We start from the raw sequence: 17,973 nt of genomic DNA, 5'->3' as shown, positions 1-17,973 counted from the left end.
CCTCCCTGACTAATTCTTCCAGTCAATGGAACCAGCTCTGGCGAGCTGCTTCAGTTTCGCGATAGCTGGATTGACCAGGCGTCGCACCTCGACCGACATGCCTGACTTCCTTGTGTTCAGGTATCGCTGCACATCGGAAACCGAGTAGTAGCGAGGATGACCGTCCGGCACTTCGCGGTTGTACTTGCTGGCGGTTCTCTTCTCACCGCTCGTACTCAGTCCGGCGATGTATCGGGCAACCTGCCCCCAGGGACGGGTCATGTCCGCGTTTCCGCCGAGGTGATTGAAGATGGCCTTGGCCCCCGCCGAGTTGATGAAGAGTTGCTTGCGTTCATCCGGCGACGGAACCCGTATATTCCCGATGCTCGTCGTCCGCTTGGCCGTGGTACGCGGCTTCCAATCACCCCGGTACTTCCCCGTCCCCTTTATGTGATCATATTCCCCATAGCTGGATGTGATCCGCTGCGGGAACCCCTTGAGGAGCGTTCCCGCAGCATCTTTCTGAAGAGGGTGAAAATCGACAACGGACTTGTACCAGATCATTTGCCTCTCACCGGCAATGTCGGCGTAGGCAAAATTTTCCAGCTGACTGTTCATCGGCGTGTTCACGGAGTATCCAGGCGCCGGCACCAAATTGTTGTTGGATGCCATGCCCCCGATTTTTTCCGGGAGAAGGTGCATGCGCACCCACGCAGAATCCGCTGACAGCCCGTTCGATGTCACGTAATCCCAACCAGGCGGATTGCTGTGCGAACCGGGTGTCTCACCGGAGTTTCGAACCGAACGGCTGAGGAACCGTGCCTCGATGGAACTCGCTTGGTTTCCGTTGAAGTTCGGCAGATCCGGTTTGGGCAGTCCGTCCTCGCGGAGTTGCTTCAGCGCGATCTTCGGTTGCCGTAGCTGGGGATCACGCCAGCGCTTGGCTCTCAAGGCCACGCCGGTCGGGTTGAGTCTGGCCACGACGTTAACGTCCGGGTCGCCGACGGACCGCAGGCTGTTGAGTCGGTACCAATCCTTCATGACGACGAGTTGTGGGTCGAAGCGTTTCTCCCACATCCCGTCCTGGTCCAGTTGCGGAAGCATTCTGGCTCGTATGCGCGCGATGATCATCGCGAGCCTCTTGCCCAAGTCGTCCTGGGAGTTCTCCTGCTCCTTCCGCTTCTGCTTTTCCTCCTTGGACTTGGGCCTCCCCGGACCGGTCTGTTCGCGTCTGGGCCTGGGAGAGTTAGCCTTGCCCTTCGGCCCGCCGGAAGAATCCTGGTTCTTCGGCTTGTCGGGCAGGTCATCCTTCGGCTTTCCTGAGCCGTCCTTTTCGTCCTTCGGCTTTCCCTCGCCGTCTTTGTCGTTTTTCTTGTCGTTCTTCGGCTTTGTATCCGGTGATGCTTCCGTCTTCGGCTTCGGCGGGGGAGTCGGTTTGGCCTTCGGGGAGGGGGACGGGGTCGGGCGGGTGTCCGGCTTCTCGTCCTCCTTCGTCTTCGGGCGGCCGTTCCTGTCGTTGGTCGTGGGCTTCCTGGTGTCGACCGTCGGCTTCGCCGGGGCCGCGGGGCCGGGCCTGGACGTGTCCTTGGCCGGGGCCTGTGACGTGGGCTTCATCGGGCCGGCGGTCGTGGGCTTCGTCGGGCCCGCGGTCGTGGGCTTGGCCGGGGCGGTGGTCGCGGGCTTGGACGGGTCCTTGGCCGGAGTCTGCGTCTTCGGCCTTGTCGGACCCGTGGTCGTCGGTTTCGTCGGAGCCGTGGGCCTCGGGGTGGAGGCCGGTGGCTTTCTCGGGGTGGGTGTCGTGCCGGGGCTCCGGCTCGGCGCGGGTGCCGCCGCCGGGCGCGGCCTTGCCGTGTCGCCCCGGTCGTCCGCGCCCCCGCCCGCCGGGGCCTTCCCGTCGCCCCCGCCCGGCTTCTCCTTGCCCAGCTTCGCCGCCACCCCCTTCAGGCGCCGGCCCACCTTCGCCACGTACTTGCCGATGCCGCTGAGCAGGGCCTCGTACGCGAGTTCCAGGAGTGCGACGATGCCCGCCGCCACCGCCTTCGCGAAGAGGATGCCCGCGCCGCCCTGGCGGACCGCGCGGAGCCAGGTGATGACCGCGCCGATGGCGCGCAGGATCTCGCTGAGGGCGCCGATCGCCGTGCGGATGGCGTCGATGACCGCCATCGCCCAGCCCGCCCCGGGGATGAGTTTGGCGATGACCTTCGTGATGACGATCTCGCCGATGATGAAGGGCAGTTGCGGGACGATCGCGTCCCACGTCTCCTTGACGATCCGCTCCAGGGTGAAGCCGCCCTTGAGGAGCTTGTCGATGATCGCCTTCGGGATGCCGATGATCTCCTCGATCTTCGACTGGAACCACTGCTTCACCGCCGCCTGGACCTCGCGGAAGAGGTGGTTCTTCGCCCCGTCCACGGCGGAGTTCTTCGCCCCGCTCAGCCAGCCGCCCGGGTCGGACAGGAAGTCGACGGCGATCATCATGAACTCACCGAGCGCGCTCAGGAGTTTCGACGCGTAGTCCAGGACCGTCTTCACCGCCGCGACCACGGCCTTGACCACATCGAGCAGCATCTTCCGCAGAATGCTCAGGATGCTGCCCAGCAGTTTCCCGATGGCGTTCAGCAGATCCGTGACGATCTGCTTCAGCATTTTCGCCAGCCGGTTCACCAGGGCGATCGCCGCCGAGATGAGATCGCTGATGAATTTCCGTATCCGCGCGGCCAGTTCGATGATTCCGCGGACCAGGGCCTTCGCGAATTCGATCAGGTCGTCGATCAGGTTCTTGATCGCGTCGACGATGAACTTGCGTGCCTCGTTGATCCAGCGTTCGACCGTGGTCCTGAAGTTCTTGATGAATCCGATGACCGCGTCGCGTGCCGCCCTGATGACGCGGACGATCGCGTTCTTGATCTCGATGACCTTCTCTTTGAGCCAGTCGAAGGCCTTGCTGATCCAGTTCCCGGATTCGTTGACGCTGTCGTCGCGCTTCTTCTCGGCGTCCTGTTCCGCCTTGGTGTTCGCGTCCTGGATCTTCTTGTCGCCGTCCGTCTTCTCCTTGGCGACGTCGTCGTCTGTCTTCTTCTCTTTGTCCTGGACGTCCTTGCGGACCTTGTCGTGCCGCTCGGACTTCTTCGTACCGAGGTTCTTGAGTTCCTCGTCCTGCTCCTTGCGCCAGTCGGCACGCTGAGCGGTCACGTCCCCCAGTGCCTTCTCGCGCTCACCCGCCTGGCTCTCGGTGTTCGCCGCGATCTCGGCGTCGACCTTCTGCTTGTGCTTCGCCTGCGAGTCGCGGAAGTCCCGGTCCTTGGTCTGCCGTCCTTCGGAGATGCCTTTCTGGCCGTCGCTGAACGCCGCCCTGAACTGCGGTCCCCGGTCGTGCTCCGCCACCTCGGACGCCGCCTCCGGGGGTACGGCCCCGGTGGACGCGCCGCCCTCCGGCCCGCCGCCCCTGCCGCCCTCCGCGCCGGGCACCTTCGCCTTCAGCTGCTCCTTGGGTGCGTCCGGGTAGACCTGGTTCTCGCCCATCGGCCGGGCCGCGTCGTCGCGGCCCGTCGTGACGGTCTCCTGGCCCTTGGTGTCGACCGCGGCGCCCTGTTCGCCGGCCGCGCCCTCCGCCTCGCCCCGCAGTTCCACGCCGGGCGCGTTGCCCGCCTGGGCCTGTTTGAGGGCCTCGTCCTTCGTCGGCAGCCCGGCGAACTTGGCGGCCAGTTCCTGCGCGTCCACCTCGAAGCCGAGCTTGTCCGCGAGCCAGCCGATCCCGAAACCCAGGGCCATCTTGAATGTGTCCCAGCCGCCCGGCTCCTCCGCCTTCTCGGCCTCGATCTGGCCTTCGGGCTCCTTGGCGCCCTTGACCTCGGCCTTCTTCTCCTCGGGCGCCTCGGACTTCTGGGCCGGGTCCTGGGAGTACTGGGCCGGTGCGTCGGCCTTCGGCTTGCCCTGAAGGGTCTGGGGCGCGCCGGCGGGCCGCTGCATCGAGGGCGGGGCGGCGGCGAGCGCCTTGTGCTCGTCGCCGACGGTACGGTCGACCGAGCCGCTCACCCCGCCCATGGCCTCAAGTGCCTTGTGGGGCTTGAGGTTCGAGGCCGTGGACAGGCCCGCTTCCGGGGACACCTGCGAGAGGTTCGGGGCCGGGGCCGAGTCCTTCTTGCCGCCCTTGCCCCGGGCGGCCGGCACAGCGGCGCTGCCACCGCCACCGCCTCCGCTCCTGCCTCCGCCGCCTCCGCGCGATCCCTTCGCGGCCGGTGCCGACCTGCCCGCCGTGGCCCGGGATGCGGGAGCGGCGGTCTGGACGGGTTCGGGCGCGGATTCGGGCGCGGGCCGAGAGGTGGCCGTGCGGGCGTTCGCGGGTTCCGCGGTGGCGGGCACGGAGGCCGGCGCCACCGGGGAGTCCGTCGTCCCGGACCCGGCACCCTCCCCCGCCCCGGACGTGGTGCCGGAGACGTGGCTGTCCCGTGCGGATGACGCGGCCCCGGACTCCGCCGCCGACGTGCCGGCCTCCGACGAAGACCCCGACGCCCCCGAGGTCCCCGACGCCCCCGAAGACCTCGCCGACGCCGAAGCCGACTCCGCCTGCGGACCCGTCACCGCAGCCGAGCCGGAGCCCGCGCCCGCGCCCGAAGCCGGGCTCGCCTGCGGAGAGGCCTTCTCCTGCGCTCCAGCAGCCTTCTCGCCCCCGGCAGGAGTGCCCTTCTCCTCCTTGGCGGCCGTCTCCCGTACCTCTCCGCCGCTCTCGGCTCCGCCCTCGGACCTGCCCGGCGCCTGCTGCACCGCCGTCTGCGCGGCCACCGGTCCGGCCTTGGGGTCGGCGCCGCTCTTCGGGTCCCTCGCCGGCACACCGGACACGGACAGCGCCGCGGCGGCCTGCTCCACCGCGAGACCGCCGAACCGGCTGTCGCCGGAACCGGGCTCCGAGCCGCCCTCCGCCTCCGCCGCGTTCGTGTCGGCCGACTCGGCGAGGTCCTCGGAATCGGGCTCGGACTCGGCCTCGGCCTCGGCCTCCGCCGCCGCGTCCTGCGCGTCCTCGGCGTCCCGTTCCGCCTGCACCTTGTCGGCCCTGGTGACCGGGGGCGCGGAGAACGACGGGACGGCCGCGGCGGCGCCCGAGACCGGGTCGGACGCGTCCGCGGTCGGGATGCCGGACACCTCGGGGTCGTGCTCCGGGATGAAGTCCTCGGGCTTGAGCTTGGTGTCCCAGGCGCTCTTCTCCCCGCCGCCGACCTCGACCTCGGACTGGCTGCCGGAGCCGAAGGGGTCGTCGTCGGCCGTGCTGTCGGGGCCTTCGAGATCCTGGTTGCGTACGCCGTCGAGCCGGCTGAGCCGGACGGGGAGCTGGGTGTCCTTGCCTGCCACCGTGGGCGAACCCGTCGGCTTCGGCTGCCCGGCCTTGTCCGCCGGTTTGGGGTGCTGCCCGGCCACGAGCGCGTCGACGGCGCCCGGGCGGTTCTTGGCGGCGGACTCCTCCTCGCTCGCCGCGGGCGCGCTCCGCTCCTGCGCGGCGCCCTTGTCCTCCCCGCCCTCCTTCTGCGCCCCACCGCTGGTGCCGCCCTGGTCGGCAGCCGCTTCCCTCTTCTCCGCCGCACCCTGCCCGGGTCCGCCCCTCTCCGCCCCGCCCTGTCCGTCAAAGCCCGCGGCCGTCCTGTCGCCGGGCTGCTGCGCGGCCGGTGACTGTGCCGTCCCGGACGAGGGCTGCTGCCCCGTGTCCCGCCCGCCGCCACCCGGCCGGGCACTGCCGTTCTCCGGTGTGGAGCCTGCCGCCCCCTCCGCGCCCGACGGCTCCTTCTCCGGTCCCGGCGCCTGACCGGGCCTCTGCTCCTCGGCCTGCTCCTCCTCGGCCGAACGCCGCTCGCTCTCCTGCCGCAGCCGCAGCTCCCCGGCCGCGTCGGCCTCGACCGCCGGGGTCTCGTACGCGCCGGGCTCCTGCGGAAGGTCTCCGTCGGCCTCGATCTCCTCGACCAGGTCGAGCACCCGGTCGTGCTCCGAGCCGAGCAGCCGGTCCTCCAGCCGGTCGAGGACGCCGTCCAGCAACTCCTCGGGGAGCCGGGCGAGTTGGTGGCGCGTGCGCTTGGAGCGGTCCTCCGGGTCGCCGCGCAGGGAACGCACGACCGAGTTCGTCAGCCGGTCCACCAGGGTCGCCGGGTCGATCTGCTCCAGCCGGTTGCGGTCGGCGTCCACCGTGGCGTACCGCAGCCAGCCCGGCGTCGCCTGCCCCGGTGCCACCTCCGCGGCGGACTCCTCCGCGGACTGCCCGGACTGCCCGGACTGCGCGGCGGCCGGGTGGACGAGGTTCTGGGCGGCCGATTCCGCCTCCCGCTCGATCGCCTGGTACGGGAGGCTGACCGCGCCGAGGTCGCGGCCGGCCCGCAGGGCGCCGAGGCCGTCCGGGTTCTGCACGGTGTGCAACAGCTCGTGGGCGAGCAGGCGCCTGCCGTCGGCCGTGCCGGGGCGGTAGGCGCCCTCGCGGAAGAAGATGTCCTGGCCGACGGCGACGGCGTCCGCGCCGAGCAGTTCGGTCAGCTGTCCGGCGTCCCGGCCGGTGTGCAGCCGTACGCGGCCGAGGTCGTGCCCGAGCTGTTCCTCCAGCTCCCTGCGTACGCCGGCGTCGAGCGGCTGCCCGGCGCCGCTGACGATGTCCTTCGGCTCGGGTGCGCGGGCCTTGGCCGCGCGCTCCTTGCGCTTGCGGCGGCGCTGTTCGGCGGCCTGCTCCGCACGGTCTTCCTGGGTCGGGGAGTTGCCGCTCACGGGGCCTGCACCTCCCCCTCGCCGGAGAGGCCCGCGTGCACGGCCCGTGCCAGCTCCTGGCCGAGCCGTCGCGCGGACAGCCCGGCGGGCAGCGGTGGCAGTCCGGACAGCGCGTCCAGCGTCACCGGGCCCCGCCCGGCGGCCAGCGGCACGCCGTGTTCCCGTACCAGCCGGGTCAGTTCGTGTGCGAACGCGGTGGACACCCGGTCGGGGTCCACCCGGAAGCCGTCGAGGACGAGTTCGCCGACGTCCACCCGGATCGCGTCCGGCCGCCTGCCCGCACCCCCGTTCCTGTCGTTCAGACCCATCCGCGGACCTCCCCCGGTGTGAGAGAACGCTCCAGCTTGAGGTACTCGGTGCGGGCCGCCGCGAGCATGTGCCGCATCTGCAGGCGGTCGCCCTCCTCGGCGGCGAGGAAGGCGCCGGAGAGGGCGATGTTGCGGATCGAGCCGCCGGCGACGGTCAGCTGGGCCAGCAGTTCCGGTTCGATGCCTTTCACCGGGGTCTGCGGCGGCAGCACCCGGCGCCAGATCTCGGCACGCTCGTGCTCGGCCGGGAACGGGAAGTCGACGACGAACCGGATCCGCCGCAGGAACGCCGTGTCGAGGGCCTTCTTCATGTTGGTGGTGAGGATCGCGAGGCCGCGGTAGGCCTCCATGCGCATGAGCAGGTAGCTGACTTCGAGGTTGGCGTACCGGTCGTGGCTGTCCTTGACCTCGCTGCGCTTGCCGAAGAGGGCGTCGGCCTCGTCGAACAGCAGGAGCGCGCCGCCGCGTTCGGCGGCGTCGAAGACGCGGCGCAGGTTCTTCTCGGTCTCGCCGATGTACTTGCTGACCACCTGGGACAGGTCGATGACGAAGAGGTCCAGGCCCAGTTCCCTGGCCATCACCTCGGCCGCGAGGGTCTTGCCGGTGCCCGAGCCGCCCGCGAAGAGCGCGGTGACGCCGAGGCCCCGGCGCAGGGTGGCGGCGAAGCCCCATTCCTGGTGGACCGTCGCCCGCTGCCGCACATGCGCGACGATCTCCCGCAGCACGCCCGTCTGCCGCTCGTGCAGCACGAGGTCGTTCCAGCCCGCGTCCGGCTCGATACGGCGGCCCAGTTCGTCCATGCCGATCCGGGCCTCGTTCAGCCCGGCCCGCCAGGCGAGCAGCGCGGGGTCCGGCGCGTCCTCGGCAGGCAGTTCACGGCGTACGGCGTCCGCGGCGGACCGTACGACATGGGGCGGGAGCTGGAACTGGGCCACCAGCGACCGCAGTTCGCCCTCCCCGATGCCGGCGACGTCCTCGAACGCGCCGCTCCACAGGCCGAGTTGTTCCTCGTCGTCCAGACGCGGCACCGTCACCCGTTCGCCGTGCGCCCGGTCGGACCGGCGCGGGTCGGGGCTCGACACGACGACGGGCACGGCCGCCCCGGCGAGGAACGCGTCCGTCGCCGCGTGCTGGTCGCGGTCGAGTTCGCCCGCCTCCACGAGCAGGGCGGCGGGCAGCAGGATCGCCTCGCGCTGCCACAGCCGGGCCAGCAGGTCGCGGTCGCCGGGGGCGGTCGGGATGTCCTCGGCGTTCATCGCGTACAGGGCGAGCCCGGAGCGGGCTGCCGCGGCGGCGGCGATGTCGGCCCGGCTGCGCAGGTCGCCGCCGACCACCTCGACGAGCAGCGGCGCGTCGGGCCGGGCGCCCGTCGTCCAGCCCGCCGCGACCCGGCTCGCGGCCAGCTCGTACGACGGCGGCAGTTCCTCGGGGACCGGTGCGCGGCGCAGCTGGCCGTGCAGGCGGGCGTCCAGGTAGGGCGAGCCGAGGAGGAAGTGCAGGACGCGCTCGTCGAGCCGCAGCCGGGACAGGGTCAGGGACTGTTGTGACGCGTCGGCCGGCTCGACGATCCGCCAGCGGCGCAGCGGCGCGACCGGGGTCAGCGCGCTCCAGTGCGGTTCGGCGAGCGCGGCCAGGGCGAGCGAGAACGTGGGGTACGCGCGCTCCGGGTCCCCGCTCGCCGCGGCACAGCGGGCGGCGGTCGTGGCGTCCAGCTCGCAGGCGGCGGCGAGGAGTACGAGGTCCCGCTCGAACGGGGTGAGCCCGAAGCAGCCCATCAGCGCGTCGAGGGGGCCGGTCCCCGGACCCGCCGCACCGGCCGGACTCCGTACGGAACCGTCGGCGCCGCTCTCACGGGTGTCCGTACCGGCCTCCGTGGCGGCCGGCACGCTCGCACGGGACTCCCGGGACGCGCGGGACGCGTGCGCGTCGACGCGGGCGAGGACGCGCCGGATCTCCGAGGTCAGCGTCCGGCCGTCGCTGCCCGCGCTCTCCTCGCCCGGCTCGTGTCCGCCCATGCCCTCACCTGCCCCCGTCGTCCGCATGCCGCCTCACCGCTCCGTGCGGTCGGGACCGCCGTCGGCGGTCGTGGAGTCCGTCGGGGGCGCGGACTTCGGGGTCGCCGCGCCCTTGGCCGCGCCGCGCGGGGCCTTGCCCGGCTGGGCCGGCTTGCCGGGCTGCGCCGGCTTGCGGGTGCGGGCCGGCGCCTTGGCCGCAGCCTTGACCGGGGCCTTCGCAGGGGCCTTCACCGCCTTCGCGGAGGTCGTCGAGGTCGCTGTCCCGCCTGATGTGCCGGTCGATGTCTCGGCTGCTGTCCCGGCGGGTTCCTGCACGGCGGTGGGGGTGGCGGGCGCGCTGCCGTTCGGCGCCCCGAACGGCAGCACCCGTACCGTCGACCGCTCCACCGGCCTGGCCGGCACCGGCTTCTCGCGGCCCTCGATCAGGACGAGGGCCGCCTGGTAGACCACCGAGAGGGTGTACGGGGTCTGGTGGAGCATGCCCCAGAGCTTCGAGGTCTCGTCGATGTCCATCACCGTGGGCGTGAACCGCACCCGCTGCGCCGCTTCGGCGAGGTCGCTGTCCGCCAAGTAGGGCTTCTCCCCCGCCAGTTCGATGATGTCGAGCGGCAGGACGGGGATCTCGTGCAGCGTGCGCACGACGGAGCCGATCAGCCGCTGGCCGACCAGTTCCGTCTCGTCGCCGTACGCGCTGATGAGGAAGTGCAGGTCCAGGGCCGTGGCGGCGCGCTTCAGGAGCGTCCCGTCCGCGGCGCGGGTGGGCAGGTCGCTGCCGCGCTGCGAGGTGTTGGGCGTGACCTGGTGGAGGAAGACCGTGATGGTGGGCTCGGCGGGCGGGTCGGCCGACGGTTTGCGCGGCTCGACCTTGACGGCCATGTCGATCTCGGGCTGCAAGTTGGCCTCGATCAGCAGGGCGAGGGCCTGGGTGACGTGGGCGATGGCAAGTGCGTTGCTCATGACGTCGGTTCCTCGGTCGGTCGTGCGCTCATCGGTCGGCAGCCGGCTTTCGTGCGGTTCACTCGCGCCCCCTCGCCAGGTAGTCCGCCAGGCTCACGGTCGCCGCCGGCCGCCCGGGGGCGGTGGGCCGACGGCCGCCGTCGGCCGGGGTGGCGCCCGCCGCCGTCACTTCGAGGCGCCCGATCTGCACCTGCACCACTTGTTCGCGGCCACGCCCGGACCGTCGGCCCGTGGCCTGCCGTACGGCCTCGCGGGCCGCCGCCGTATCCGCGGCACCGGGTCGCGGCGCGGCGGACACGGCGGCAGGGGAAGCGACGCCCGCGTCCGGGGGGAGGGGCGCGGGCACCGCGCTCGGGGAGGAGTCCCGCTCCGGCGCGGCGCGCCCGGCGGAACGCCGTACGGAGTCGGGCACGGGCCGCGATGCCGGTACGGCCCCGGCGGCGGGCCGCAGCAACGGCGCCTCGGGCAGTTCCCGCGGCAGGGGGCGGGGGGCCGACCCCTCGGACACCGGCCGCCCGGCCTGTACGACGGTCCGCTCGCGCTCGGTACGGAGCTGCACCTCGCGCACGGTCGGGCCCGCCAAGTCCGTTGCAGTCAGGCCTGGTTGGGGCGCGGCCGGCCACAGGGGGCCCGTCGCGTCCGGCTCGGGCGCGGTGGCCCGTACCGCCTCGGCCCGCTCGAAGGGGCCGGCCAGTCGCGGCCTCAGCCGCACCACGTCCGCGGGCGGTACGGCGGCCGGGGTGTGCCGGGCGAGCAGCCGGTCGAAGAAGTCGGGCGTCCGTGACGCCCGCTCCTGCTCGGGGCGTCCGCCCAGGGGGTCAGACATCGGCACACAGCTCCAGGTAGTAGCGGCGCCGCAGCGGGCTCAGCGCCAGGATCTCCGGCTCGCTCCAGCCGTAGGCGGTGGCGAGCAGGTGGACGTCGAGGAGCACGTCGCGCGCCCAGGCGTCCAGTTCGGTCCACAGGTAGGAGGCGATGTCGAGTTCGGCGCGGGTGGCCGCTCCGCACTCGGGGCAGTTGACGTTGAGCGTGAGGTCGGCGCCCGGGTCGGCCTCCTGTGCCGCCTCGGCGAGCCGGCGCCGCACCGCCTCGGGCAGCGCGTCCGCCGGGACGTCCGCTCCGTCGCGTACGGCCGAGACGACGCACCGCCGCAGCAGGGCCAGGCGGGGTTCCGGGTGCCGGGCCGCCGCCGTCAGGTCGGCGGCACTCGGCACCCGGAGTTCTATCTCCCAGCCGTCCTCGGCGATCCGCACCGCGGACGGGGCGGGACCGCCGGCCGACCGGGCCAGCTCCCCCGCGTCGAGGTCGAATTCCATGTCCTCGCCGCAGGCGGAGCAGCCGAGGCGGACCTGCATGCGTTCGCCGAACAGGGCCCGGCGCAGTGCGAAGAGGTCCGCCTCCCGCTCGCCCAGGGGCAGCGCGGACAGGGTCTCGGTCCCGGTGTCCGGGCGGGCCGCGCGGTGGAGCAGCAGGGCGCGTGCGGACGGGGCCTGGACGAGCCCGGTCTCCCAGGTGGTGAGCAGCTCGGCCGCCCGAGTGATCGTCATGTCCCGCCCCCCGTTCCGTACCGGCCGTACGTGACGTGCCGGCCGTACCTGCCCCCGCTGCCCCCGCAGCCCTTGCTGTTCCGGCTGTCCCAGCCGTGGTGCGATCCCGCGCCGGTCAGGCCGGGTTCAGGAACGAGGGCTCCTCCGGCTCGGGCACCTCGTAGTCCCGCTCCCAGCCCTCGCATTCGAGCTTCAGCGACTGGATGGCCACCGCGTTGGCGTTGGCGTCCAGTTCGCCGAGCACCTGGTACTCGCTCGGCCAGGTCCGGTAGAGCTTGTGCGAGACGGCCACCTGCCCGGCCTCGTTGAGGACCTGGATCACGATGTCCTTGCGGAAGTCCGCGAGGGACACCTCGGCGCCGAGGCCCGCGCCGACCTGCCAGACCTTGTTGGCCCAGCGATCGAACTCGGGATCGTGGGTGACCCCGCGCTCCAGCGTGATGCCCTCGAACTCGGAGCGCCCGGGCGACTTGCGCGGCGAGCTGGGGTCGCCGCCGTGCCGGTGCTTGACGACCTCGGTGGTCCGCTTCAGCGGACTGATCTTGCTGATGCCCGCGACGGTACGACCGTCCCACAGCACAAGGAACTTGAAGTTCTTGTAGGGGTCGAAACGCTGGGCGTTGACAGTGAACTCAGCCATCGTTTTCCTTCACGTTCTCCCTCACCGGTACGTCGGTTCTAGAGCTCGAACTGCCCGGACGTCTGCTGGATCCTGACCACGACGAACTCGGCAGGCCTGACCGGTGCGATGCCGACCAGGACGTTGACGACACCGTTCGCGATGTCCTCGTCCGTCGTCGTGTCGCGGTCGCACTTGACGAAGTACGCCTCCCGCGGAGTGCCGCCCTTGAAGGCGCCCTGGCGGAACAGCGTGTGCAGGTACGAGGAGGCGGCGAGGCGGATCTGCTGCCACAGGTTCTCGTCGTTGGGCTCGAACACGACCCACTGCAGGCCGCGTTGCAGGCTCTCCTCGACATGCAGGGCGAGCCGTCGCACGGGCACGTACTTCCACTCGCTGTCGAGCGCGTCGGAGCCCTCCAGGGTGCGCGCGCCCCAGACGAGCGGGCCCACCAGCGGCAGGGTGCGCAGGCAGTTGACGCCCAGCGGGTTGAGCAGTCCGCTCTCACGGTCGGTGAGGTCGACGGTCAGCGAGTGGACTCCCGCGAGCCGTGCCTCGGTGCCGGCCGGCGCCTTCCACACCCCGCGCTCGGAGTCGGTGCGCGCGATGACCCCCGCGACCGCGCCCGACGGCGGGAAGGAACGCAGCCGTCCGGTGAGCGGGTCGGTGAGCTGCAGATGCGGGAAGTACAGGCCGGCGTGGTTGCCGCGGACGGCGTCGAAGGCGGCGAGTCCGGCGCGGGCGGTGTCCACGCTGCCCCAGGTGCCGGGCGCGTCGACGAGCAGGAAGATCCGCCGCTCCTCGCAGAGCCGCTGGGCCGCGGAGATGACCGTGAGCGCGTCGTCGGTCGACTCGTACGCCGCGAGTTCCGGCAGGACGAGCAGGTTGACGTCCGCGACCCCGCGCAGCGCCTGGAGGCCGGTCTTGCCCGCCTCGCTGCCGATGAGGTCGCGCGGGCCGGGGGCCTCGCCGTCCTCGCCGCCCTCCAGCGGGAACACGGGCGGGTTGACGGAGGCCTCAAGGCCCAGGTCGTTGGCGCATTCGCCGACGAAGCGGATGACGTCCTCGGGGTCGGTGGAGCCCGCGACGACCTGGAGGCGGCGGCCGAAGGCGGTGACCTCGGCGCCCGCGAAGGCGTGCCGCCCCGGCGCGTCGGGCAGCGCCCGCAGCTTGCGTTCGAGCAGCAGGGCCAGCTCGGCCACACCGGACGGGGACGCACCGTCGCAGTCGGGGTCGTACAGTGTGAACTCGCGCTCGACGTCACCGATCTTGACGGTCAGGTCGACGGCGAGGTTCGGCAGTTCGTGCCCGAACGGCTTGGAGACGGTGCCGGACGGATCGGGCCTGCCCTCGCCCACGGCCTCGACGCGGACGAGCCGCGAGCCGGCGTTGATCACGGTCGGCGCGTACCGGCCGTGCGAGGTGTCCATGGACAGCCCGGTGAAGCTCTCCCGGGCCCGGCCCCTGGCGTCGTACACCCGCAGGTTGAAGGTCTCGTCGGGGCGGGGCGTGTCGTGGTCGACGGCGACGCGCAGGCCGTTGCCCCAGACGCCGAATTCCTTGGCGTGCACGTCGAGGACCGCGCTCCCGCTGTGGCCCTCGGTGGACTCCAGGGTGACGCGGGCTGCCTTTCCGCTGTTCGCTTTGGCGACGCGGACGATCACGGCGACCGTGCCGCCGTTGCCGAAGAACTGGTGCACCGCGTAGCCGACGGCGCTGCGCGCGCTCAGGCCCCCGAAACGGCGCTCGAACTCGGTGAAGCTCGTGACGCGCACCGGCTCGTTCAGCGGGCCGCGCCGGGTGTGCCCCACGAAGGCGGTCACCGAAGTGGTGACGGTCGAGACGGTCCGTGCGCTGCTGGGAAGTTCTTCGACGTAGACGCCGGGATACGTGGGCCTGGCAGTGTTCACCGCGTTCATCGGCATTCCCCCTCCTCATCAGATCTCGGGCACCGGATGACATGCACCAAGAGGCGGCAGAGGGGGTGGTTCACGTCCGGCGCACGCGGAGGTCTCCGGACGTGCGGAAGGCACGCCGGTCCACGACACCGCATCAGCTTCCCCCGTCAGTGCCCCGGCCGGACGGCCGTCCGGGGTCAAGCAGCACGCTTGTGACTCCTGATGCTCAAGTGCTCAATCCACCCTGTTCGCTGGGGAGTTGCGTATGCAAGGCGTGTTCACGCCACCCCTGAAGGAGATTCGATGGAGGTCACTGCGCACAGCTCGCACACGATGTACTCGTGTCGCGGCGCCACATTCACGGATCGGCCACAGGCCGTGGTGCAGCACAATGGAGCGCATGCCCCGACGCACCCCGCAATCCCGCAACCAGCGCCGTTCCGCTCCCGCGCACAACCCCCCATGTCCTTGCGGTCTTGCGGAGACGTACGAGGCCTGCTGTGGCCGGTTTCACCGGGGTGAGGGCGCGGCACCGACCGCCGAGGCGCTGATGCGCTCGCGCTACAGCGCGTTCGTCGAGCGCGACGAGGCATACCTGCTGCGCACCTGGCACCCGCGCACCCGCCCGGCCCAGCTGGATCTGGACCAGGCGACACGCTGGACGGGCCTGGAGATCCTCGCCACAACGGAGGGCACGCCCTTCCACACGACGGGCACGGTGACGTTCCGCGCGTCCTACACGGGCGGCTCACTCCACGAACGAAGCCGCTTCGAGCGGGCGGACGGCGCATGGGTGTACGTGGACGGAGACGTGTCGTAGACACGCGCCCACCCACCCAGGGGCGGCGCAATCTTTGACCTTCCGACGCACAGGAGGCGCACCCCCACCCACCCAGGGGCGCGGGGAACGGCGCAATCTTTGACCTTCCGACGCACAGAAGGCGCACCCCCACCCACCCAGGGGCGCGGGGAACTGCGCAGTCTTTTGTTTTTGAGGGGGCGCAGCCCCCGAAGGGGCGCGGGGAACTGCGCGACCAGCCACGACGCGCCGTCAGCCGACAACAGGCAGCAGATCGGGACCTGTCACCCCTCAGGGCTGAGGATGTCCAACTCCTGAAGCGCCCCCACCACGACCTCCCGGGTCAACGCCTCCGCCCGCACCGCGTCACCCGCCCGCACCGCCTCGGCGACCTGCACATGCAGCGTCACCGCCGCGGGATCGGGATCCTCGAACATCACCTGATGGTGCGTACGCCCGGCCAGCACCTCGGCCACCACGTCCCCGAGCCGCGCGAACATCTCGTTACCGGAGGCGTTCAGCACGATCCGGTGGAAGGCGATGTCGTGGACGAGGTACCCCTCCAGCTTGTGGCCGCGGGAGTGCGCCACCATGCCGAGCGCGCACTCGGTCAGCTCGGCGCACTGCTCGGCCGTGGCGTGCTTCGCGGCGAGACCCGCCGCGACGGGCTCCACGGCACAGCGCAGCACGGTCAGCGAGCGCAGCTGGCGCGGCCGGTCGGCGCCCGCCAGCCGCCACCGGATGACCTGGGGGTCGTAGACGTTCCACTCGTGCGCGGGACGGACCGTCACACCGACGCGGCGGCGGGACTCCACGAGATGCATCGACTCCAGGACACGGACCGCTTCGCGCATCACCGAGCGTGACACCTCGAAACGCTGCGCCAGCTCGTCCGTGCGCAGAACGCTGCCCGGGGGGTACTCGCCCGCGGTGATCGAAGGACCGAGGCGTTCCAGTACATGGCCGTGCAGCCCCCGGCCCGGTGTGCTCATGGGTTCAGGGTACGAGGGACAGAGCCGGAACAAAAAGTCAGACTTATACGTCACAGACTCTTGAATTCATCTGACCAATGGGTTTCAGTGTCGTGACGGATGCGGCACCTGACATTCATCCGACATCCGATGTCGAAGAAGACAGCGAGGCAGCTATGACTACCCCCCACGTCGTCGTGGTGATGGGCGTGGCAGGCACGGGCAAGACCACCATCGGGCCCCTGCTTGCGGACCGGCTCGGCGTTCCCTACGCCGAGGCCGACGACTTCCACCCCGAGGCCAACATCGCCAAGATGTCGGCCGGTACGCCGCTCACCGACGAGGACCGCCGGCCCTGGCTGGACGCCATCGGCGCCTGGGCCCACGGGCGGGCCGGACTCGGCGGCGTGGTCAGCTGCTCCGCGCTGAAGCGCGCCTACCGGGACCGGCTCAGGGCCGCCGCCCCCGACGTCGTCTTCGTCCATCTCACGGGTGACCGCGAGCTCATCGAGGACCGGATGGCGCACCGCCAGGGCCACTTCATGCCCACGGCGCTCCTCGACTCCCAGTTCGCCACGCTCCAGCCGCTCCAGGCGGACGAGACGGGTGTCGCGGTGGACGTCACCGGCAACCCCGACGAGATCACCGACCGGGCCGTGACGGCACTGGACGGCCTCGCCGGCTAAGCCCCCTCCCCCCAATCCCCCTGCGGGGCTCCCCTCCCCTCTCCCCTCCCATGCAAGGAAACGCACCGTGACCAGACTCAGCGTCGAGATGCTGGCAGCGGATCCCGTCGAGCCGATCACCTCGGCGGGCCACGCTCAGCTGGGTATCGCCGTACTGGCGGGCATCGCCGTCATCGTCCTGCTCATCACCAAGTTCAAGCTCCATGCCTTCCTGGCGCTGACCATCGGGTCGCTGGCGCTCGGCGCCTTCGCCGGTGCACCGCTCGACAAGGCGATCACCAGCTTCTCGGCCGGTCTCGGCTCGACCGTCGCCGGTGTGGGCGTGCTGATCGCGCTCGGCGCGATCCTCGGCAAGCTGCTCGCGGACTCCGGCGGCGCCGACCAGATCGTCGACACGATCCTCGCCAAGGCGGGCGGCCGTTCGATGCCCTGGGCGATGGTGCTGATCGCCTCGGTGATCGGGCTGCCGCTCTTCTTCGAGGTCGGCATCGTGCTGCTGATCCCGGTCGTCCTGATGGTGGCCAAGCGCGGCAACTACTCGCTGATGCGCATCGGCATCCCGGCGCTCGCCGGCCTGTCCGTGATGCACGGGCTGATCCCGCCGCACCCCGGCCCGCTGGTCGCGATCGACGCGGTCGGGGCGAACCTCGGTGTCACCCTCGCCCTCGGCATCCTCGTCGCCATCCCGACCGTGATCATCGCGGGGCCGGTGTTCTCGAAGTACGCGGCCCGCTGGGTGGACGTCCCGGCGCCGGAGAAGATGATTCCCCAGCGTGCCTCCGAGGACCTGGAGAAGCGCCCCGGTTTCGGTGCCACGATCGCCACCGTCATGCTGCCGGTCGTGCTGATGCTGGCCAAGGCGCTGGTGGACATCGTCGTCGACGACCCGACGCACATGGTGCAGCGCGTCTTCGACGTGATCGGCTCCCCGCTGATCGCGCTGCTCGCGGCCGTGCTCGTCGCCATGTTCACGCTCGGCCGGGCGGCCGGGTTCACCAAGGGCCGGATGTCCTCGACCGTCGAGAAGTCGCTGGCGCCCATCGCGGGCATCCTGCTGATCGTCGGCGCGGGCGGCGGCTTCAAGCAGACGCTGATCGACTGCGGGGTGGGCCAGATGATCCTGGACATCTCCAAGGACTGGTCGATCCCCGCGCTGCTGCTGGCCTGGCTGATCGCGGTGGCGATCCGGCTCGCGACCGGTTCGGCGACCGTCGCCACCATCTCGGCGGCCGGTCTGGTGGCCCCGCTGGCGGCCGACATGTCGACCGCGCACGCCGCGCTGCTCGTGCTGGCGATCGGCGCCGGTTCGCTGTTCTTCAGCCATGTGAACGACGCCGGGTTCTGGCTGGTCAAGGAGTACTTCGGGCTGAGTGTCGGCCAGACGATCAAGACCGAGCAGGCCCGCCAGGAAGCCCGCGACGAGGCCCCACAGGAGGGCGAAGCCCTGCGGGCCTCGTCG

The 17,973-nt window shown here is 71.3% G+C and carries 12 protein-coding genes; 3 read left to right on the top strand and 9 right to left on the bottom strand.

The genetic code is table 11. The features are described from left to right. Positions 1-9 precede the first annotated feature (9 nt). The 8 genes from ACFWGJ_RS11130 to ACFWGJ_RS11095 all read right to left on the bottom strand — a co-directional run bounded on the left by ACFWGJ_RS11130 (position 10) and on the right by ACFWGJ_RS11095 (position 14,085). Positions 10-6,714: a DUF4157 domain-containing protein gene (locus ACFWGJ_RS11130; protein ID WP_387322611.1), complete on the bottom strand. Its 6,705-nt coding sequence runs from the start codon at positions 6,712-6,714 to the stop codon at positions 10-12. Further along, a complete protein-coding gene (locus ACFWGJ_RS11125) occupies positions 6,711-7,022 on the bottom strand; it encodes a hypothetical protein (RefSeq protein ID WP_387322610.1) in 312 nt (103 codons plus the stop codon). Before ACFWGJ_RS11125 ends, ACFWGJ_RS11130 begins: the two co-directional genes overlap by 4 nt. Beyond that, complete coding sequence (locus ACFWGJ_RS11120) at positions 7,013-9,037, bottom strand: ATP-binding protein (protein WP_387322608.1); 2,025 nt, start codon at positions 9,035-9,037, stop codon at positions 7,013-7,015. The genes ACFWGJ_RS11125 and ACFWGJ_RS11120 overlap by 10 nt, the downstream gene beginning before the upstream one ends. Positions 9,038-9,070: 33 nt before the next feature. Further along, on the bottom strand, positions 9,071-9,994 hold the full coding sequence (locus tag ACFWGJ_RS11115) for a DUF4255 domain-containing protein (RefSeq protein WP_387322606.1): 924 nt from the start codon (positions 9,992-9,994) through the stop codon (positions 9,071-9,073). A 58-nt stretch (positions 9,995-10,052) separates the two neighbouring features. After that, entirely contained in the window at positions 10,053-10,820 is a 768-nt protein-coding gene (locus ACFWGJ_RS11110) for a hypothetical protein (RefSeq protein ID WP_387322604.1), read from the bottom strand. Next, positions 10,813-11,541 carry a hypothetical protein gene (locus tag ACFWGJ_RS11105; protein ID WP_387322602.1) on the bottom strand — a complete coding sequence of 243 codons (729 nt, stop codon included), beginning with the start codon at positions 11,539-11,541 and terminating at the stop codon, positions 10,813-10,815. Before ACFWGJ_RS11105 ends, ACFWGJ_RS11110 begins: the two co-directional genes overlap by 8 nt. A 115-nt stretch (positions 11,542-11,656) precedes the next feature. Then, positions 11,657-12,181: a phage tail protein gene (locus ACFWGJ_RS11100; protein ID WP_383949146.1), complete on the bottom strand. Its 525-nt coding sequence runs from the start codon at positions 12,179-12,181 to the stop codon at positions 11,657-11,659. 38 nt (positions 12,182-12,219) lie between these two features. Then, positions 12,220-14,085, bottom strand: a complete 1,866-nt coding sequence (locus ACFWGJ_RS11095; RefSeq protein WP_387322601.1) for a phage tail sheath family protein — start codon at positions 14,083-14,085, stop codon at positions 12,220-12,222. A gap of 373 nt (positions 14,086-14,458) precedes the next feature. On the opposite strand from ACFWGJ_RS11095, the gene ACFWGJ_RS11090 reads away from it, so the two are divergent. Beyond that, positions 14,459-14,878 (top strand): YchJ family protein, encoded by a 420-nt coding sequence (locus ACFWGJ_RS11090; RefSeq protein ID WP_387322600.1) that lies wholly within the window; start codon positions 14,459-14,461, stop codon positions 14,876-14,878. Between the two features lie 263 nt (positions 14,879-15,141). Here ACFWGJ_RS11090 and ACFWGJ_RS11085 read toward each other — a convergent pair whose 3' ends face one another. Next, on the bottom strand, positions 15,142-15,849 hold the full coding sequence (locus ACFWGJ_RS11085) for a FadR/GntR family transcriptional regulator (RefSeq protein ID WP_387322599.1): 708 nt from the start codon (positions 15,847-15,849) through the stop codon (positions 15,142-15,144). A gap of 155 nt (positions 15,850-16,004) precedes the next feature. On the opposite strand from ACFWGJ_RS11085, the gene ACFWGJ_RS11080 reads away from it, so the two are divergent. Together ACFWGJ_RS11080 and ACFWGJ_RS11075 are read left to right on the top strand one after the other, a co-directional pair. Next, a complete protein-coding gene (locus ACFWGJ_RS11080; RefSeq protein WP_387322597.1) occupies positions 16,005-16,514 on the top strand; it encodes a gluconokinase in 510 nt (169 codons plus the stop codon). A 67-nt stretch (positions 16,515-16,581) separates the two neighbouring features. Further along, the coding region (locus ACFWGJ_RS11075; RefSeq protein WP_387322595.1) for a gluconate:H+ symporter at positions 16,582-17,973 on the top strand (1,392 nt) is incomplete at its 3' end.

The sequence above is a fragment of the Streptomyces sp. NPDC060205 genome (assembly GCF_042728395.1).
Lineage (GTDB): Bacteria > Actinomycetota > Actinomycetes > Streptomycetales > Streptomycetaceae > Streptomyces.
Note: the sequence above shows the minus strand (reverse complement) of the source record. Positions and strands in the feature narration are given on the sequence as shown.

Bases quoted from the DNA above. Each gene is read 5' to 3' on its own strand.
- ACFWGJ_RS11080 (WP_387322597.1), top strand. From the start codon at position 16,005: ATGACTACCCCCCACGTCGTCGTGGTGATGGGCGTGGCAGGCACGGGC.
- ACFWGJ_RS11090 (WP_387322600.1), top strand. From the start codon at position 14,459: ATGCCCCGACGCACCCCGCAATCCCGCAACCAGCGCCGTTCCGCTCCC.
- ACFWGJ_RS11100 (WP_383949146.1), bottom strand. From the start codon at position 12,181: ATGGCTGAGTTCACTGTCAACGCCCAGCGTTTCGACCCCTACAAGAAC.
- ACFWGJ_RS11115 (WP_387322606.1), bottom strand. From the start codon at position 9,994: ATGAGCAACGCACTTGCCATCGCCCACGTCACCCAGGCCCTCGCCCTG.
- ACFWGJ_RS11125 (WP_387322610.1), bottom strand. From the start codon at position 7,022: ATGGGTCTGAACGACAGGAACGGGGGTGCGGGCAGGCGGCCGGACGCG.
- ACFWGJ_RS11085 (WP_387322599.1), bottom strand. From the start codon at position 15,849: ATGAGCACACCGGGCCGGGGGCTGCACGGCCATGTACTGGAACGCCTC.
- ACFWGJ_RS11105 (WP_387322602.1), bottom strand. From the start codon at position 11,541: ATGACGATCACTCGGGCGGCCGAGCTGCTCACCACCTGGGAGACCGGG.
- ACFWGJ_RS11120 (WP_387322608.1), bottom strand. From the start codon at position 9,037: ATGGGCGGACACGAGCCGGGCGAGGAGAGCGCGGGCAGCGACGGCCGG.
- ACFWGJ_RS11110 (WP_387322604.1), bottom strand. From the start codon at position 10,820: ATGTCTGACCCCCTGGGCGGACGCCCCGAGCAGGAGCGGGCGTCACGG.
- ACFWGJ_RS11095 (WP_387322601.1), bottom strand. From the start codon at position 14,085: ATGCCGATGAACGCGGTGAACACTGCCAGGCCCACGTATCCCGGCGTC.